This window comes from Pseudomonas sp. TE4620, from assembly GCF_056279045.1.
This window is the reverse complement of sequence record NZ_JBWBQO010000001.1, coordinates 2,771,971-2,786,726: the sequence shown is the minus strand read 5'-3', so window position 1 is coordinate 2,786,726 and position 14,756 is coordinate 2,771,971. Positions and strand designations below refer to the sequence as shown.

The 14,756-nt window shown below is 65.4% G+C and carries 15 protein-coding genes; 6 read left to right on the top strand and 9 right to left on the bottom strand.

Annotation, left to right across the window (positions count from 1 at the left end; genetic code table 11):
• Positions 1 to 92: 92 nt before the first annotated feature.
• Positions 93 to 1,523, top strand: coding sequence for a short-chain fatty acid transporter (locus ACZ9A3_RS12820; RefSeq protein ID WP_195884437.1), 1,431 nt, complete (start codon positions 93 to 95; stop codon positions 1,521 to 1,523).
• 47 nt (positions 1,524 to 1,570) lie between these two features.
• On the opposite strand, the gene ACZ9A3_RS12815 is transcribed toward ACZ9A3_RS12820, so the two are convergent.
• A complete protein-coding gene (locus ACZ9A3_RS12815; protein WP_045194084.1) occupies positions 1,571 to 2,008 on the bottom strand; it encodes a carboxymuconolactone decarboxylase family protein in 438 nt (145 codons plus the stop codon).
• A 102-nt stretch (positions 2,009 to 2,110) separates the two neighbouring features.
• Positions 2,111 to 3,541: a MocR-like pyridoxine biosynthesis transcription factor PdxR gene (gene pdxR / locus ACZ9A3_RS12810; protein ID WP_213604041.1), complete on the bottom strand. Its 1,431-nt coding sequence runs from the start codon at positions 3,539 to 3,541 to the stop codon at positions 2,111 to 2,113.
• A 160-nt stretch (positions 3,542 to 3,701) separates the two neighbouring features.
• Between pdxR (ACZ9A3_RS12810) and ACZ9A3_RS12805 the strand changes: the two genes are divergently transcribed.
• Positions 3,702 to 3,944, top strand: coding sequence for a DUF2790 domain-containing protein (locus tag ACZ9A3_RS12805; RefSeq protein ID WP_045194082.1), 243 nt, complete (start codon positions 3,702 to 3,704; stop codon positions 3,942 to 3,944).
• Here ACZ9A3_RS12805 and dkgB read toward each other — a convergent pair.
• Positions 3,941 to 4,744, bottom strand: coding sequence for a 2,5-didehydrogluconate reductase DkgB (gene dkgB / locus ACZ9A3_RS12800; protein ID WP_476252721.1), 804 nt, complete (start codon positions 4,742 to 4,744; stop codon positions 3,941 to 3,943). The genes ACZ9A3_RS12805 and dkgB overlap by 4 nt on opposite strands.
• 158 nt (positions 4,745 to 4,902) lie before the next feature.
• On the opposite strand from dkgB, the gene ACZ9A3_RS12795 reads away from it, so the two are divergent.
• A complete protein-coding gene (locus ACZ9A3_RS12795; protein WP_045194080.1) occupies positions 4,903 to 5,523 on the top strand; it encodes a TetR/AcrR family transcriptional regulator in 621 nt (206 codons plus the stop codon).
• Positions 5,524 to 5,550: 27 nt separating this feature from the next.
• Here ACZ9A3_RS12795 and ACZ9A3_RS12790 read toward each other — a convergent pair whose 3' ends face one another.
• From ACZ9A3_RS12790 to ACZ9A3_RS12770, 5 genes are all read right to left on the bottom strand, one after another.
• Positions 5,551 to 6,837: a ComEC/Rec2 family competence protein gene (locus tag ACZ9A3_RS12790; RefSeq protein ID WP_258593865.1), complete on the bottom strand. Its 1,287-nt coding sequence runs from the start codon at positions 6,835 to 6,837 to the stop codon at positions 5,551 to 5,553.
• Positions 6,834 to 8,567 (bottom strand): gluzincin family metallopeptidase, encoded by a 1,734-nt coding sequence (locus tag ACZ9A3_RS12785; protein ID WP_476252720.1) that lies wholly within the window; start codon positions 8,565 to 8,567, stop codon positions 6,834 to 6,836. Before ACZ9A3_RS12785 ends, ACZ9A3_RS12790 begins: the two co-directional genes overlap by 4 nt.
• Positions 8,568 to 8,611: 44 nt before the next feature.
• Positions 8,612 to 9,433: a WG repeat-containing protein gene (locus ACZ9A3_RS12780; RefSeq protein WP_476252719.1), complete on the bottom strand. Its 822-nt coding sequence runs from the start codon at positions 9,431 to 9,433 to the stop codon at positions 8,612 to 8,614.
• A gap of 77 nt (positions 9,434 to 9,510) precedes the next feature.
• A complete protein-coding gene (locus ACZ9A3_RS12775; protein WP_476252718.1) occupies positions 9,511 to 9,990 on the bottom strand; it encodes an N-acetyltransferase family protein in 480 nt (159 codons plus the stop codon).
• A gap of 34 nt (positions 9,991 to 10,024) precedes the next feature.
• Complete coding sequence (locus ACZ9A3_RS12770) at positions 10,025 to 11,236, bottom strand: multidrug effflux MFS transporter (RefSeq protein WP_476252717.1); 1,212 nt, start codon at positions 11,234 to 11,236, stop codon at positions 10,025 to 10,027.
• Positions 11,237 to 11,326: 90 nt separating this feature from the next.
• Between ACZ9A3_RS12770 and pdxR (ACZ9A3_RS12765) the strand changes: the two genes are divergently transcribed.
• On the top strand, positions 11,327 to 12,781 hold the full coding sequence (gene pdxR, locus ACZ9A3_RS12765) for a MocR-like pyridoxine biosynthesis transcription factor PdxR (protein WP_476252716.1): 1,455 nt from the start codon (positions 11,327 to 11,329) through the stop codon (positions 12,779 to 12,781).
• 62 nt (positions 12,782 to 12,843) lie between these two features.
• Positions 12,844 to 13,608 carry a trans-aconitate 2-methyltransferase gene (tam, locus tag ACZ9A3_RS12760; RefSeq protein ID WP_093381607.1) on the top strand — a complete coding sequence of 255 codons (765 nt, stop codon included), beginning with the start codon at positions 12,844 to 12,846 and terminating at the stop codon, positions 13,606 to 13,608.
• Here tam and ACZ9A3_RS12755 read toward each other — a convergent pair.
• Positions 13,605 to 13,988, bottom strand: coding sequence for a DUF2784 domain-containing protein (locus ACZ9A3_RS12755; protein WP_093381611.1), 384 nt, complete (start codon positions 13,986 to 13,988; stop codon positions 13,605 to 13,607). The genes tam and ACZ9A3_RS12755 overlap by 4 nt on opposite strands.
• A gap of 124 nt (positions 13,989 to 14,112) precedes the next feature.
• On the opposite strand from ACZ9A3_RS12755, the gene ACZ9A3_RS12750 reads away from it, so the two are divergent.
• Positions 14,113 to 14,742 carry a LysE family translocator gene (locus ACZ9A3_RS12750; protein ID WP_476252715.1) on the top strand — a complete coding sequence of 210 codons (630 nt, stop codon included), beginning with the start codon at positions 14,113 to 14,115 and terminating at the stop codon, positions 14,740 to 14,742.
• Positions 14,743 to 14,756: the final 14 nt, after the last annotated feature.

The following is a 14,756-nucleotide window of genomic DNA, read 5'->3' as shown; positions in this document are numbered from 1 at the left end:
GGTATTTGTGGGAGCGGCGGTGCGGCGATCCGACTTGCCCCGCGATGGGGCTTTTGGCTGTTCCAGAAAAATAACGATAAAAGGAAAATCCCGTGGCCGCTGATATCCAAGACAGCCGCTCCGCCCGTTTTGCCCTGCGTTGCTCGAACTGGGCCGAACGCTGGTTCCCCGACTCCTGGGTGTTCGCCGCCCTGGCCGTGGTGCTGGTGTCGGTCGCTGCCCTCGCCATGGGCGGCAAACCCACCGATACCGCCAAGGCCTTCGGTGACGGTTTCTGGAGCCTGATCCCGTTCACCATGCAGATGGCTTTCGTGGTCATCGGCGGTTACGTGGTGGCCAGCTCGCCACCTGCGGTCAAGTTGATCGACCGCCTGGCGCGCCTCCCCAACAACGGTCGTTCGGCGGTGTGCTGGGTGGCGTTGATCTCGATGGTCGCCTCGTTGCTCAACTGGGGCCTGTCGCTGGTGTTCGGCGGTTTGCTGGTGCGCGCCCTGGCCCGGCGCACCGACCTTAAAATGGACTACCGCGCCGCCGGTGCCGCCGCCTACCTGGGCCTGGGTGCGGTGTGGGCCCTGGGCCTGTCGTCTTCGGCCGCGCAACTGCAGGCCAACCCGGCCAGCCTGCCGCCGTCGATCCTGGCGATCACCGGGGTGATCCCGTTCACCGAGACCATCTTCCTCTGGCAGTCGGGGGTGATGCTCGCCGCGCTGGTGGTGGTTTCGCTGGTCGTGGCCTATGCCACTGCGCCGGGCCCCAACAGCGCCCGCAGCGCCGAAGCCTGCGGCGTCGACCCAAGCTTCTCGGCACCGCCAACACCGCAGCGCACCCGCCCGGGCGAGTGGCTGGAGTACAGCCCGATCCTGATCCTGCTGCTGGTGGCGCTGGCCGCTGGCTGGCTGTACAACGAGTTTTCGACCAAACCTGCGATCACCGCGATTTCCGGGCTGAACACCTACAACCTGCTGTTCATCATGGCCGGTGCCTTGCTGCACTGGCGCCCGCGCAGCTTCCTCGATGCCGTGGCCCGTGCGGTACCGACCACCACCGGGGTGCTGATCCAGTTCCCGCTGTACGGCTCGATCGCGGCGATCCTGACCCAGGTCCAGGGCGCCGATGCGCAGAGCCTGGCGCACCACATCTCGACCTTCTTCGTACAGATCGCCACCCACGACACCTATGCCTTGCTGATGGGCGTGTACTCGGCGGTGCTGGGCTTCTTCATCCCCTCGGGCGGCGGCAAGTGGATCATCGAAGCACCGTACGTGATGCTGGTGGCCAACGACCTGCAGTACCACCTGGGCTGGGCGGTGCAAATCTACAACGCCGCCGAGGCGCTGCCGAACCTGATCAACCCTTTCTATATGCTGCCGCTGCTGGGCGTGCTGGGCCTGAAGGCGCGCGACCTGATCGGCTTCTCGTTCGTGCAGTTGCTGGTGCACGTGCCGCTGGTGCTGTTCCTGCTGTGGATCCTCGGCACCACCTTGCAGTACACGCCGCCGGTGATGCCGACCCCGGCGGGCTGATTGAAACACTGCAAGGCCCGCTCCCACAGTCTGTGTCCAAACACAGATCAGCCAGGAATCATCGCAAAGCCGACGCCGAAGCGGTTCCAGGCGTTGATGGTGGCAATGGCCAGGGTCAGGTTGACCACTTCGGCTTCGCTGAAGTGTTCGAGCAGCGCGCGGTACTGGTGCTCCGGGGCGCGCTGGTCGGGCAGGCGGGTCAGGCTTTCGACCCAGGCCAGCGCCGCCCGCTCGCGCGGGCTGAAGAATTCGGTTTCGTCCCAGACGCTCAGGGTCTGCAGGCGCGCTTCGCTTTCGCCGCTTTTGCGTGCATCGTTGGCGTGCAGGTTGACGCAGTAGGCGCAGCCATTGATTTGCGAAGCACGCAGGCGCACCAGCTCCAGCAGCGAATTCTCAAGCCCCGATTTACCCAGGGCCATTTCCAGGCCGACCATGGCTTTGTAGGCTTCAGGCGAGTGTTTGGCCCATTCGATACGATTGCTCATTGCTGCTCTCCGCTAAGGTCCGCCACAGGCGGCGATGGCGCTACCTTAGCGCCAGGTACGGCGTACTCGAATAGCCAATTTTGCCCTTTGTCAGGAGGCCAATCAGTCAAGGGCCTGGAGCACGTCGCGCAGGCGGTCCAGGGCCGGGTCGATGTCCAGCCGTTCGATGGCGCCAAAGCCCAGCAGCAGGCCCTGGCGCACCGGCACGCGGGCATGGAAGGGCGCCAGTGAATACAGGCCGACCTCGACCTTGCGCGCCATGCTGATCAGAAACTCGACATCCAGCTCGCCCCGGGCCAGGGCGCTCAGGTGATAACCGGCAGTGGCCGGCACTACCTCGAACCAGGGCGCCAGGTCACCCTGCAGGCGGGCCAGGATGCATTCGCGGCGCGCGGCATAGACCTCGTGCACGCGGCGGATGTGCTTTTGCAGCGAGCCTTCGCTGATGAACTGCGCCAGCGCCCACTGGTTGAGGGTCGGGGTGTGCCAGTCGGTCAGTTGCTTGGCGATGCAGATCGCCTCGCGCAGCGCTTCGGGGACGATGCAGTAACCCAGGCGCAGCTCCGGCAGAAGTGTTTTGGAGAAGGTCCCGACATAGGCCACCAGGCCGTGGCGGTCGAGGCTTTGCAACGAGTCGGTGGGCCGCCCTTCATAGCGAAACTCGCTGTCGTAGTCGTCCTCGATGAGGATCGCTCCCAGCGCGGCGGCACGTTCGAGCAAGGCCTGGCGGCGCGCCGGGCTCATCGGCATGCCCAGCGGGAACTGGTGCGAGGGGGTGACGTAGATCAGCCGCGTACCCTCGGCGATCTGCTCGACGCACATGCCCTCGGCGTCGACCGGCACGCATTGCAGCTCGGCGCCCTGGGCCAGGAACAACTGGCGCGCCGGGGTGTAGCCGGGGTCTTCCATGGCCACCTGGCAACCGGGTTCGACCAGCACCCGGGTGATCAGGTCCAGGGCTTGCTGGGCGCCGTTGCAGACCACCACGTCCTGGCTGCTGCAACGCACGCCGCGGGCGAAGGCGATATGCCGGGCGATCGCCTCGCGCAACTCCGGCAGGCCCTGGTGGGCGCTGTAGCGGGCGCTGCTGTGGCGGATCTGGCGCAGGGCGTATTGGCTGCAGCGGCGCCAGTCATCGAAGGGGAATTGCACCTTGCTCGAGGCGCCGCCGATAAAGTCGTAGCGCAACATCGGCAGTTTGAGGTCAGCCAGCGGGTTGGCCCGGGCCTGCCATTTGGCCAGGGTGGCGGCGCTGGCCAGGGGGATGCTGGTACTGGGTGGTGGGTTGCGGGTGGCGGCAGGGGTGATAAAGCTGCCTTTGCCGACCTGGCCGCTGAGCAGGTTGTCGTAGGTCAGGCGCGAATAGGCTTCGGCCACGGTCTTGCGCGACACCCCCAGTTGCTCGGCCAGCAGGCGGCTGGGGGGCAGTTGCGTGCCGGCCGCCAGGCGGCCGCTGTCAATGCCGTCGCGCAACTGCTGGTAAAGCTGCTCGGCCAGGCCCTTGCGGCCCTGCAGGCTGATGTGGAGTTCCATGGTGAGGGGCGTATCCGCAGGCGTTTGTCTGGCGTTCAGGTTACCTGATTCGCTGCCGTTGATCCCCTGGTGCAACGCCTATGCCCGCAGCGCGCCACACTCAACGGGTCGAGGTTCGCCGGCACTGCGGCGAACCGCTTGCGTGCACAGGAGAATCACCATGAGCCTGCGTTATCTGCCGGGTTTGAGCCTGTTGCTGGCGGCGACGGCCCAGGCCGCCACACCGGTGCCGGTCTATCACTATGGCATGCCCGTGGATGTCGCCCGGGTGCTGCAGCTGAGCGAACCGGCCAGCGACACCTGCGAGGTGGTGCTGGCCAGCATGGTCTATGTCGACTCCGCGGGCCGGCAACACAGCCTGCAGTACCTGAAACTGGCCCGGGTCTGCACCGACCGCGGTTAGTCCCAGGCTGGCGCCAGGCTCTCGGGGCTGGTCAGGCGCAGGCCGCTGTCGAGGGCGGCGATCCTGCCCATGTCGTCAGCGCTGAGCTTGAGTTCGCGGGCCTTGAGGTTGCCGGCCAGGTTCTCGCGCCGGGTCGAGGACGGGATCACCGCATAACCCAGCTGCAGGGCCCAGGCCAGGGTCACCTGCGCCGGGGTGGCGCCGTGCTGCGCGGCGATCTGCTTGATCACCGGGTCGTGCAGGACCTTGCCGTAGCCCAGGGTCATGTACGAGGTCACGGCAATCCCCTGGCTGTGCATGAAGTCCACCAGCCTGCGGTTCTGCAGGTACGGGTGCAGCTCGATCTGGTTGGTGGCGATGGCGTCCTTGCTGACCACCTCAATGGCTTGGCGCAGCAGGTCGATGGTGAAGTTGGACACGCCGATCTGCCGGGTCAGGCCCTGCTTTTGCGCTTCGGCCAGGGCGCCCATGAACTCGCTGACCGGCACTGCGCCCTGGGGCGATGGCCAGTGGATCAGGGTCAGGTCGAGGTAGTCGCTGCGCAGCTTGTGCAGGCTGTCCTTGAGGCTGGGGATCAGCTTGTCGGCGGCCAGGTTCTCGGTCCAGATCTTGCTGGTGATGAACAGCTCGTCACGGTCGATGCCGCTGGCGGCCACGGCCTGGCCGACCTCGGCTTCGTTGCCGTAGATCTGCGCGGTGTCGATGGCGCGGTAACCGAGTTCGAGGGCGGTGGCCACCGAATCGATCACTACCTGATCCTTGAGGCGGAAGGTGCCAAGGCCAAGGGCGGGAATAGTCATGAGCGGGTTCCTCCGGTGCGAGCGTTGATAACAAGACGTGCAGTATTGCGACTGTGCCCGCGCAGAAAAATGCCCGTTGCCGCACAAGCTTTTTGCTTGCAGCGCACGAATGCTCCGGCAGTGGTAGCCTTGCAGGGTCAGTCGCAACGGATTCGGCCATGGCCCAGCACAAGCTCAGCATTCGTCAACGCAACGTTGACAACATCCTTCTGGCAGCGGAAAAGGTCTTTGCCGAAAAAGGCTTCGCCGGCACCGCCATGGCCGACATCGCCGAGGCCGCGCAGCTTCCACGCAGCAACGTGCACTATTACTTCAGCACCAAGGCCGAGCTGTACCAGGCGGTGCTGTTCGGCCTGCTCGATGTGTGGAAGCAGGATGCCCTGTGTTTTGAACTGTATGACGATCCGCGCATCGTGCTGAGCAGCTACATCCGAGCCAAGATGAACCATTCGCGCACCCGGCCCCATGGCTCCAAAGTCTGGGCCAACGAGATCATCCATGGTGCGCCGAACCTCGGCGCGGCGCTGGACGACCCGCTGTACGACTGGGCGAAAATGAAAGAAGCGAAGATCCGCCAGTGGATCGAGGACGGGCGGATCCTGGCGGTGGAGCCCTCGGGCCTGCTGTACATGATCTGGGCCTCGACCCAGCACTACGCCGACTTCAGCCACCAGGTCGGGCTGCTCAACGATCACCAACCGCTGTCGGAGCTGCAGTTCGAACGGGCGGTACAGACGGTGACCAGTGTGATCCTCAGGGGGATCGGGCTTGAGCCCTGATCAAAAGCATCGCTGGCAAGCCAGCGGTCAAAAGCTGAACTCGATCTCCTCGTACAAGCTTCCCGGCTCCAAGCCATCGGTGCTGTGCAACTCGCTCTCCTTGCCCAGCGCCTCCAGCAACGGCCGCCTTGGCACTTCGGTGCCGGCCTCGGGGTTGCCGTGCTTGCCGGGCATGGTCGACAGCACGCTGGTCAAGCGTTGTGGCATGCCAGCCTTGCCGCGTTTGTTGAAGCCGCCCCAGAGGCTTTTGGGCGTGGCATTGAGGCTGCCGTGGTGGCCGACCTTGTACAGGTCGACGTCTGCCAGCAACGCGCGAATGTCCGGCTGGCTCAGTGCGTAACTCCAGTTCTCGATCTGCGCATCGCCCGGGAACAGCAGCTTCTTGCCCGCCACCTCGAACAGCAGGATCAGGCTGGTGTTGTTCATTTGCTTGTCCAGCGCAGTGACGATCTGCAGCAACTGCTCGCCACGGGCTTCGCGCACCCGCCGGGCGATCCAGCGGGTGCTCATCGGCAGCTTGCTGCCACGGGTCGCCGGGTAGTCGGCAAAGGGCCCGGGGTCGTCGTCCGGCGCAGTGACCTGGGCATCGACCAGTTGCCGGTGCAGGTGCCAGAACTCGGCCGGGTCACGGCTGCGCTGCTTGCGGATCGAGGCGCTCTGCTCGACCGTGGGCGGGCCGAGAACATGGGTACGCACACCGGGCAACAGTTCGGCCAGGGCATCTTCGCTGCCAAAAAAGGCATAGGCGTTGCGCTTGCCCATGCTCGCCAGGTTGTTCACCGCGCTGGCGTTGGAGATGTTGTCTTCGCCGATAAACCCCAGGCGCCTGGCCAGCTCTGCGGACAACCCATGCTTGCCCTGGTCGAGCAGCTTGACCACGGCGCTGGCCAGGGCATTCATGCTCTTGAGGGTCTGGGCCATGCTGCGCGCGCCGCGCAGGCCCGGTTGCTCGGGGGCAATGGCGTCTTCGGCCAGCTCCAGCTGTTCGGTCCAGGGTTGCAGCACCAGCTCAGGTGCCAGGCTGCGAATAACATCGCCACTGGCCGTGCCGGCGCGATTGCTGGCAAAGCCGCTGATATGGTCGGCGTGCCGGTGGGTGGCGACCACCGCATCGAGCTTGCCCGCACACTTGGCCTTGATGTCTTCGGCGATTGCCAGCAGGCGCTGGCCCTGGGCAACGCCCTTGGGCATGCCCATGGAGCCGAAGTCGATCAGCACATGGCGGCGTACGTCACCGGGGTAGTTGAAACGCAGCAAAAAGCAGTCGCCAAAACCGACCTGGTAGGCATAGAGGGTCAGGCTGGTCGGGTTCATGCTTGCTCCTCGCGCAACGGGCCGACCTGCCAGGCGCGCTGGCGGTGCAGTTGCGCCAACGGGTTGCGCAGGTCCAGCTCGCTGGTATCGAGACCTGCCAGGTAGCTCAAGCGCCGCAATTGCCACTGGCCGTCGTTGAGCGGGCGCTGGACGTGATACTTGATGCGCCCGTACTGGTCGAAAATCAGCGTGCCGGCGCCATAGACGGTGAGCGCGTCGGTGGTCTTGATCCAGGCCGGGCGCGGGCTGATGTTGCACACGCTCTTGAGCTCGGCGCCAAAGATGTTGGCCTTCATGATGTATTCGCACACGCTCTCGCGCAGCAGCAGGCCGTCGGTGCCCAGGCGGATGCTCGGGCGCACCGACACCACTTCGGTGTAGGCGCGCTCGTCGATGCCCAGCACCGCACGGTTCTCCCAGAGAAAACGGAACACCTCTTCGTCGTCGCGCAGCATCGAGTCGAAGTGGCTGTTGCGGTATTGCACCTGGCCGTTGTCGGCAAAGCCGTGCCAGCAGCCGTCGCTGTCGGTGCGCGCTGGCGGCGGATTGATGCCGAAGGCTTCGAAGGTGGTGCGGATGATCAACCGGTAGTCGTAGCGCGAATCGTCCGGGGCCACTTGGGCATCGACGGTGAGCAGGGCGGCCAGGTAGTCGCCGAACTCCAGGTCCAGCGGCGGGCAGTAGTCCAGGGCGCGGATGGCGATGGTCAGCAACTGGTCGGCGGCCTTGGCGCCTTCTTCAACCACTTCGCGCAGGTTGTACAGGTTGTCGCCAAAATTGCCCAGCTCGCCCAGGCGCGCCACCCACAGCGCGAGCATGCTCCGAAGCATGGCGGCGGCGAAAACTTCGCCACGGTTGTGGGCTTCGGCGAACTGCTCGTCGCTCAGGTAATCCGCCGACGGCGGCAGCATCACCGAGCGGCGCAGGGCATTGGCGCGCAGGCCTTCGAGTTGCTGGCCGAACTCTTCGCCGATACCGAACAGCAGCGACTCGGCAAGGTTTTGCGGGCTCAGCTGGTCGCCGTTGAGCAGCCGGCGATCGCCCTGTACGGTGAGCTCGATACGCCCGCCATTGGTCAGGGCGTACTCGATGATTTCGCGCAGGGAAAACACCGACAGCAGCGCCACCACGTCGGCAAAGCCTTCGTGGAAGGCTGCCTGATCGGGCCCCGAGGCATTCATGAAGCCGCCGCGCAGGCCGTCGAGAATCGCGTGGGTGGCCTCGTGGGCGACGATGTCGTGGGACAGGCAGGTGAACACGTGCTGGCCGTCGAGGCCCTTGAAATAGCCGAACATCAAGGCGCGGTCGGCCCGCGAGTAGAAGGCATTGGCCTCGACGAAAGCATGCGGCACCACATGCAACTGGTGGCCCTCGAAGCCCCAGCCGACCCTGCGCCCCAGGGCCATCTCGAAGCGCGCCAGGGTGCGCATGACCACCGCGTAGACGTGCTGGCAGTGGAACGCCGGGTTGCCCAGCAGCGCCTCGCCGGGCGAGTCGAAGGGGTCGATCATCGCGCCGCTGGTGGCGTCCTGCTGGTAGGAGTGGGCGTGGTACAGCTGGTTGCGCGAGGCGTCGAAGTCGACCACCTTCAGGCGGTAGCCGGTGGGGCCCAGGCCGAGGGTTTCCAGCGGCACGCTGACCCGGGCGAACAGCAACTGGCCGCGGGCATCACGCACCGCCGGGTCCTGGGCGAGGATGGTGAAGGTCTGGCTATTGGCTTTGACGACCATGGGCAGCACTCCTGTGCACCAGGCTTACATCATTGGAAATACTCTCAGGGTAGCTTCAATGGCTCGTATTCCAAGGGCGTTTCGTTGCCCTTGCGGTCGATCCGGTAGTGCTTGCCGTCGCGTTGTACGATGGCCTGGCCGTCGCGAAAAAAACCGGGTCTGTCATAGATATAGGGCAGGACCACCTTGCCCTTAAGGTCGATAAAGCCCCATTTACCTTCTTTTGCCGCGCTCAGCAGATTGTCGTTGATCAGCCGTCCGCCCCAGGTATTGTAGGCGAAGCCGTCGTATTCGAAAGGCAGCACCACTTTGCCGGATGTGTTCATCAGGCCGCTTTTTTTGCTGGCGCTGTCGTTCAGCAGCACATAGCCCTTCTCGGTAATGGGCCGCGAGCTGAAGCGCAGGGGGATCACCTGCTCGCCCTTGCGGTTGATCATGCCGAACAGGTTGCCTTTGGCGACTACCGCCAGGCCATCCTTGGCGTCGTCGAAACCCTCTACCCAGTCATACTCGAACGGCACCACGGTGCGGCCCCGGGTATCGATGTAGCCACACTCGGAATACGTCAGGCAGACGCCTGCCAGGCCATCGCTGAACGGCCCGGGGCGCTTGTAGAGGGTCGGGATGAGCAACTGCCCCTTGCGGTCCATGTAGCCCCATTTGTTGTTGATGCGAACGGCTGCCATGCCTTCGTGGTAAACCGGTTGCAGCTCGATGGACGGCGCAACGATGACCTTGCCGCTGGGGTCTTTAAGGCCATACAGGTCATTTTCCTTGAAACTGACCGGGTCGGCGGGGGTGGCGCTGCAGGCCGCCAGGGCAGCGCCCAGGCACAGTAACGGGAAGGAGCGAAAGAGGGCCTTCAATTCAGTGCATTCCTTGGCAAGGCGAGGTAAGGGCAAGGCGCGCACCTTAGCCGATCGCGCCGCACTTGCCCAGCCATTCAACCGCGGGCGAAAGCCTCAAGGCCGGCGCCTTCGAGGCGGTAGCGCACCCATTCATCCTGGGGCAGGGCGCCCAGGGATTTATAGAACTGGATGGCCGGCTCGTTCCAGTCGAGCACGCTCCACTCCAGGCGCCCGCAGCCGTTGGCCAGGGCTTCGACGGCGATATGACGCAGCAACTGCTTGCCGGCACCGCCACCGCGTTGCTCGGGGGTGATGTACAGGTCTTCGAGGCAAATGCCGTTGCGCCCCAGCCAGGTCGAGTAGCTGTAGAAGTACACCGCATAGCCAATGGCCTGGCCGTCGCGCTCGCAAATCAGGCTCAGGGCCTTGGCGCCGTCGTCGAACAAGGTGCGTTCGATGTCGGCCCGGGAGGCGATTACTTCGTGGACGGCGCGCTCGTAGTCGGCAAGCTCGGTGATGAAGGCGAGGATCTGGGCGGCGTCTTCGCGCCGCGCGGGGCGGATGGTCAGGCTCATGGCAGGCTTCCGGCGGGTGAGGTAATCGCCCATGTTAGCCGGAACCGGCCTTGAGCGTCATCGCTTCGCTGCGCAGCCATTTGAGCACCAGGGCAAAGGCCAGGCTGGCCAGCGCAGTCATGCCGGCCAGGGGCCCGGCGCTGCCATCGGAGAGCTGGCCGATGACCAGGCTGCACAGTGCAGTGAAGGCCATCTGGATGAAAAAGAACAACCCCGAGGCGCTGCCGGCGATGGCCGCATAAGGCTGCAGCACCGCCCACTGGCAGGCCGGAATGGCCAGGCCCACCGAGAGCATGATCAGCAGCATCGGCAGGACGATCGCCAGCAGCGCGTCGGGCCACAGCCGGGTGGCGAGCATCAGCAGCAGCGCGCCAGCCAGGTTGAGCACCAGGGCCTGGCCGAGCAAGGCATCGACGCTGTAGCGGCCACTGCGCCGGCGAAACAGCTGCGAGCCTACCAGGTAGCCACCGACGGTGACGGCGAACACCGCGGCGTACTGCGCCGAACTCAGGCCCAGGCGGCGTTGCAGCAGGGTCGAGGACTCGGCGATGAACGGGAAGTAGGTGCAGTAAACGCAGGCAATCGCCAGTGAATAGCGCATGAAGTAGCCGTCACCGAGCAGGCGCAGGTAGACCTTCAGCACCGGTTGCTGACGCTGCCCGTCCACTTGCGGCGGGCGGGTTTCCGGCAGGCGCAGGGCGATCAGCAGCAGGCTCAGGGCAGCGCTCAAGGTCAGCAGCAGGAAGATCCAGCGCCAGCCCAGGCCGGTTTCGATCAGGCTGCCCAGCACGGGCGCGATCATCGGCGACAGCGCCATACCCATCGACAGGTAGCCGAGCAACTGGCCCTGCTGCTGGCGGTCGAAGTGATCACGCACCATCACCCGGCCAATCACCGCCCCGCAGCAACCGCCCAGGGCCTGGAACAGGCGCGCGGCAATCATCACCTCGACACTGTTGGCCAGGCTGCAGGCAAGGCTTGCCAGCAGGTAGATCGTGCCGCCGAGCAGCAACAGCGGGCGGCGGCCAAAACGGTCGCACAGCGGGCCGCTGATCAGCATGCTCAGGGCGTAGCCGAGCATGTACAGGGTCAGGGTCAGGTGCAACTGGGCATCACTGGCGTGCAGGGCGATGGCGATGTCGGGCAGGGCGGGCAGGTAGATGTCCAGGGCCACCCGCGGCAGGCAGACAATCATCAGCAGCAATAGAAGCCAGGTTCGCGGGCCGGGCGAGGAGGGGGTGGGCATTGAACGGTTCCTTGTGATCGATGCGCAGACCTTAGCGGCCAATGTGGTTTAATCGTCAGCGCCATTAAGAACAAACCTGATTGGACCACTATGCGCACAGGCAAAGCCGCCATCGCCCTCGATCTCCCGCTGCCCACGGCATTGGCCCAGGGCAAGCAGCAAGGCGCCTATGCCGCCCTGCGCGATGCGATCCTCGACAAGCGCCTGGCGGCCGGCAGCCGCTTGCCCTCGACGCGCGCCCTGGCCGAGCGTTGGCAGCTGTCGCGGGGCACCCTGGAGCTGGTGTTCGAGCGTCTGCGCGATGAGGGCTATGTCAACCGGGTGGCCGGCTCCGGTACCCGGGTGTGTGCAGTGGTGCCTGACGCCTTTATCGCTGCTGGCAGTGAGCCGGCAGCGGCGCCGGCGTGCCAGCCGCTCAGCGCACCGAGCACGGCCAGCGGCGCCGGTGTGCAGGTGGGTGTGCCGTTTGTCGCGCGCCTGGCCGACCCGGCGCTGTTCCCGCTCAAGGCCTGGTCCCAGGCGCTGGCCAAGGCCCTGGCGACAGCGCCGGCAGCCTTGCTCAGCTCGCCGGATGCGGCCGGGCTGCCGGCCCTGCGCGAGCAGATCGCCGACTACCTGCGCCGCTATCGCGGCATCCGCTGCACTGCCCAGGACTTGATCGTCACCAGCGGCATTCGCCAGTGCATCGACCTGTTGGCGCGCAGTGTGATCCGCCCGGGCGACAAGGCCTGCGTCGAAGACCCCGGCTACCGCACTGCCAGGTCGCTGTTTGCGCGGGCCGGGGCGCAGGTGGTGGCGGTGCCGGTAACCGCCGAGGGCATCGACGCGCAAGCGCTTGAGCGTCACCTGGATGCCCGCCTGGCCTGCGTGACCCCGGCGCACCAGTCGCCGTTGGGCGTGACCCTGTCGGTGTCGCGGCGGCTGATGCTGCTGGACTGGGCCAAGCGTGCCGAGGCGTGGATCGTCGAAGACGACTACGACAGTGAATTCAACTACAACAACGCACCGCTGCCGGCGCTCAAGGCCCTGGATCACGGCGACCGGGTGATCTACTGCGGCAGTTTCAACAAGACCCTGTTCGCCGGCCTGCGCGTGGGTTTCATGCTGGTGCCGGCGAGCCTGCGCGCACCGTTGCTTTCGACCCTGCAGGGCACCGGCGGCGCGGTCGGGGTTACCGAGCAACTGGGCCTGGCCGAGTACCTGGCCAATGGCAGCTTCGTACGCTACCTGAGGCAGGCGCGCCAGGCCTATCAGCAGCGCCGCGACCTGCTGCTCGCCTGCCTGGCCGAGCATGCGCCGGGCTGTTATGAGGTCAGCGGCCAGCAAGCCGGTTTGCACTTTGTCCTGTGGTTGCCGGTAGGGGCGGATGAGCAGGATTTTTGCCAGCGCGCCGCCGACCAGGGCCTGCAACTGCAACCGATCGGCAGCTTCTGCCAGCAGGTGCAACTGCGGCCTGCGGTGATGATCGGCTTCACCGCCCTGAGCGATGCGCAGCTGCGTTTTGCCGGGCGCAAACTGGCGGCGCTGCTGTACGAGGTTTCTTAATCGGCGGGTAACCGGCATGCTAGGACACGCTCGATTTCCCAAGGCCACTAAAGGAACCTGCGATGACCTGGTCAGCTGCGCAATACAGCACCTTCGAGAACGAACGCACGCGCCCGGTGCGCGACCTGGTGGCGGCGCTGCCCAACCACACAGTCGCCAGCGCCGTGGACCTGGGCTGCGGCCCGGGCAACTCCACGCAAGTGCTCGCCAGCCGCTATCCCGAGGCGCAGGTGACCGGCCTGGACAGCAGCGAAGACATGATCGCCGCCGCCCGCCAGCGTTTGCCGCAGCTGGCCTTCGAAGTGGCTGATATCGCTAGCTGGAGCGTCGATGAGGGTGTCGATGTGATCCTCGCCAACGCCTCGCTGCAATGGCTGCCCGACCACGCGCTGCTGTACCCGCAGCTGGTACGTCAACTGAGGGCCGGTGGCAGCCTGGCGATCCAGACCCCGGACAACCTCGACGAACCGGCCCACCGCCAGCTTCGCGAGATCGCCAAACTGGGCAGCTGGGCCAGCAAGGTCGGTGACCTGAAACTGCCGCCACGGCACACTGCGGCCTATTACTACGATGTGCTCAGCCCCCATTGCCGGCGCGTGGACGTCTGGCGCACCACTTATTACCACCCGCTGGCAGGCGGCGCGCCGGCGGTAGTGGAGTGGTTCAAGGGCTCGGCATTGCGGCCGTATCTGGCGGCGCTGGATGCCCAGGAGCAGGCAGATTTTCTGCAGTATTACCTGCAGGCGATGGAGCAGGCGTATCCGCCTGCCGCCGATGGCACGGTGTTGCTGCCGTTCCCGCGCCTGTTTATCGTTGCTACACGCTAGGCAATGCGCTGCTGACGCCGCGCCTGCCACTGGCGCATTACGCGCAGGTAGACCAGGCCGTTGACCAGCACCACCACCGAGCCGAGCACCAGCTGGATGCCAGGCGTCAGCCCCGCCGGGTAGATGATCGGCCAAATGTAGTGCTCGATGAAACCGCCTTCATAACCGGCCAGGCCCGAGGCTTGGCGCAGGCGGTTTTCCCACTCGGTGAGCGGGCAGGTGAGGTGCAAGAACTCCACGGCCATGCCCCAGCTCATCGCCGGCAGATGCCACCACATCGCACCGCGCCATTTGAGCACCAGCAAACCGCCAAACAGCACGAAGACAATGAACAACAAGTGAAACAGCACCAGACCATCGGCGCCCAGGCGGTAAAGCATGACGATTCCTTCCTCGCGGGGATATTCCTGTAACCGTCATGATATAGGCATTCGCGGGATGGCACGATTGCCATGATCAGTCTGGCCGAGGCATGCTTGGGCCTTTCTGCCCGCGGAGCCCGCCATGGAAGCCTCGACCCTGCTGCTCTACGTTATCGCCGCCAGCGCGGTGATGATCACCCCCGGCCCGGCGATGCTGCTGGCCCTTAACAATGGCGCTTCCCACGGCATGCGCGTGGCCGGTTTCGGCATGGCCGGGGCGATGCTCTCCGACCTGGTGTTGATTGCGGCGGTGGGCTGTGGCCTGGGGGCGTTGCTGCAGGCTTCGGATCAGCTGTTCAGCGTGGTCAAGTGGGTGGGCGCGGTGTACCTGCTGTACCTGGCCTGGGTGCTCTGGCGGGCGCCGAGCGGGGCCTTGCAACGTAGTACGGTGAGCGCTGGCGCCACGGGGCGTTCGGCCTTCTTGCGGGCCTTGTTCGTCGGCTTGTCCAACCCCAAGGGCTTGCTGTTCTTCTCGGCGTTCCTGCCGCAGTTCATTCGCCCCGAGCAACCGGTGGCCGAGCAGTACCTAGTGCTGGCGATCACCAGCGCGGCGATCGACGGGCTGATGATGGCCGTCTACGCCTATGGCGGGCGGCACGCCATGCGGCGCTTTTCGGCGCGCACCATGCAGTGGATCAACCGCAGTTGCGCCGGCATGCTGGCGGCGCTGGCAGTGGGCTTGAGCCTGTACCGGCGCAGTGATCTACGCTGAAACCGCGGTACCCC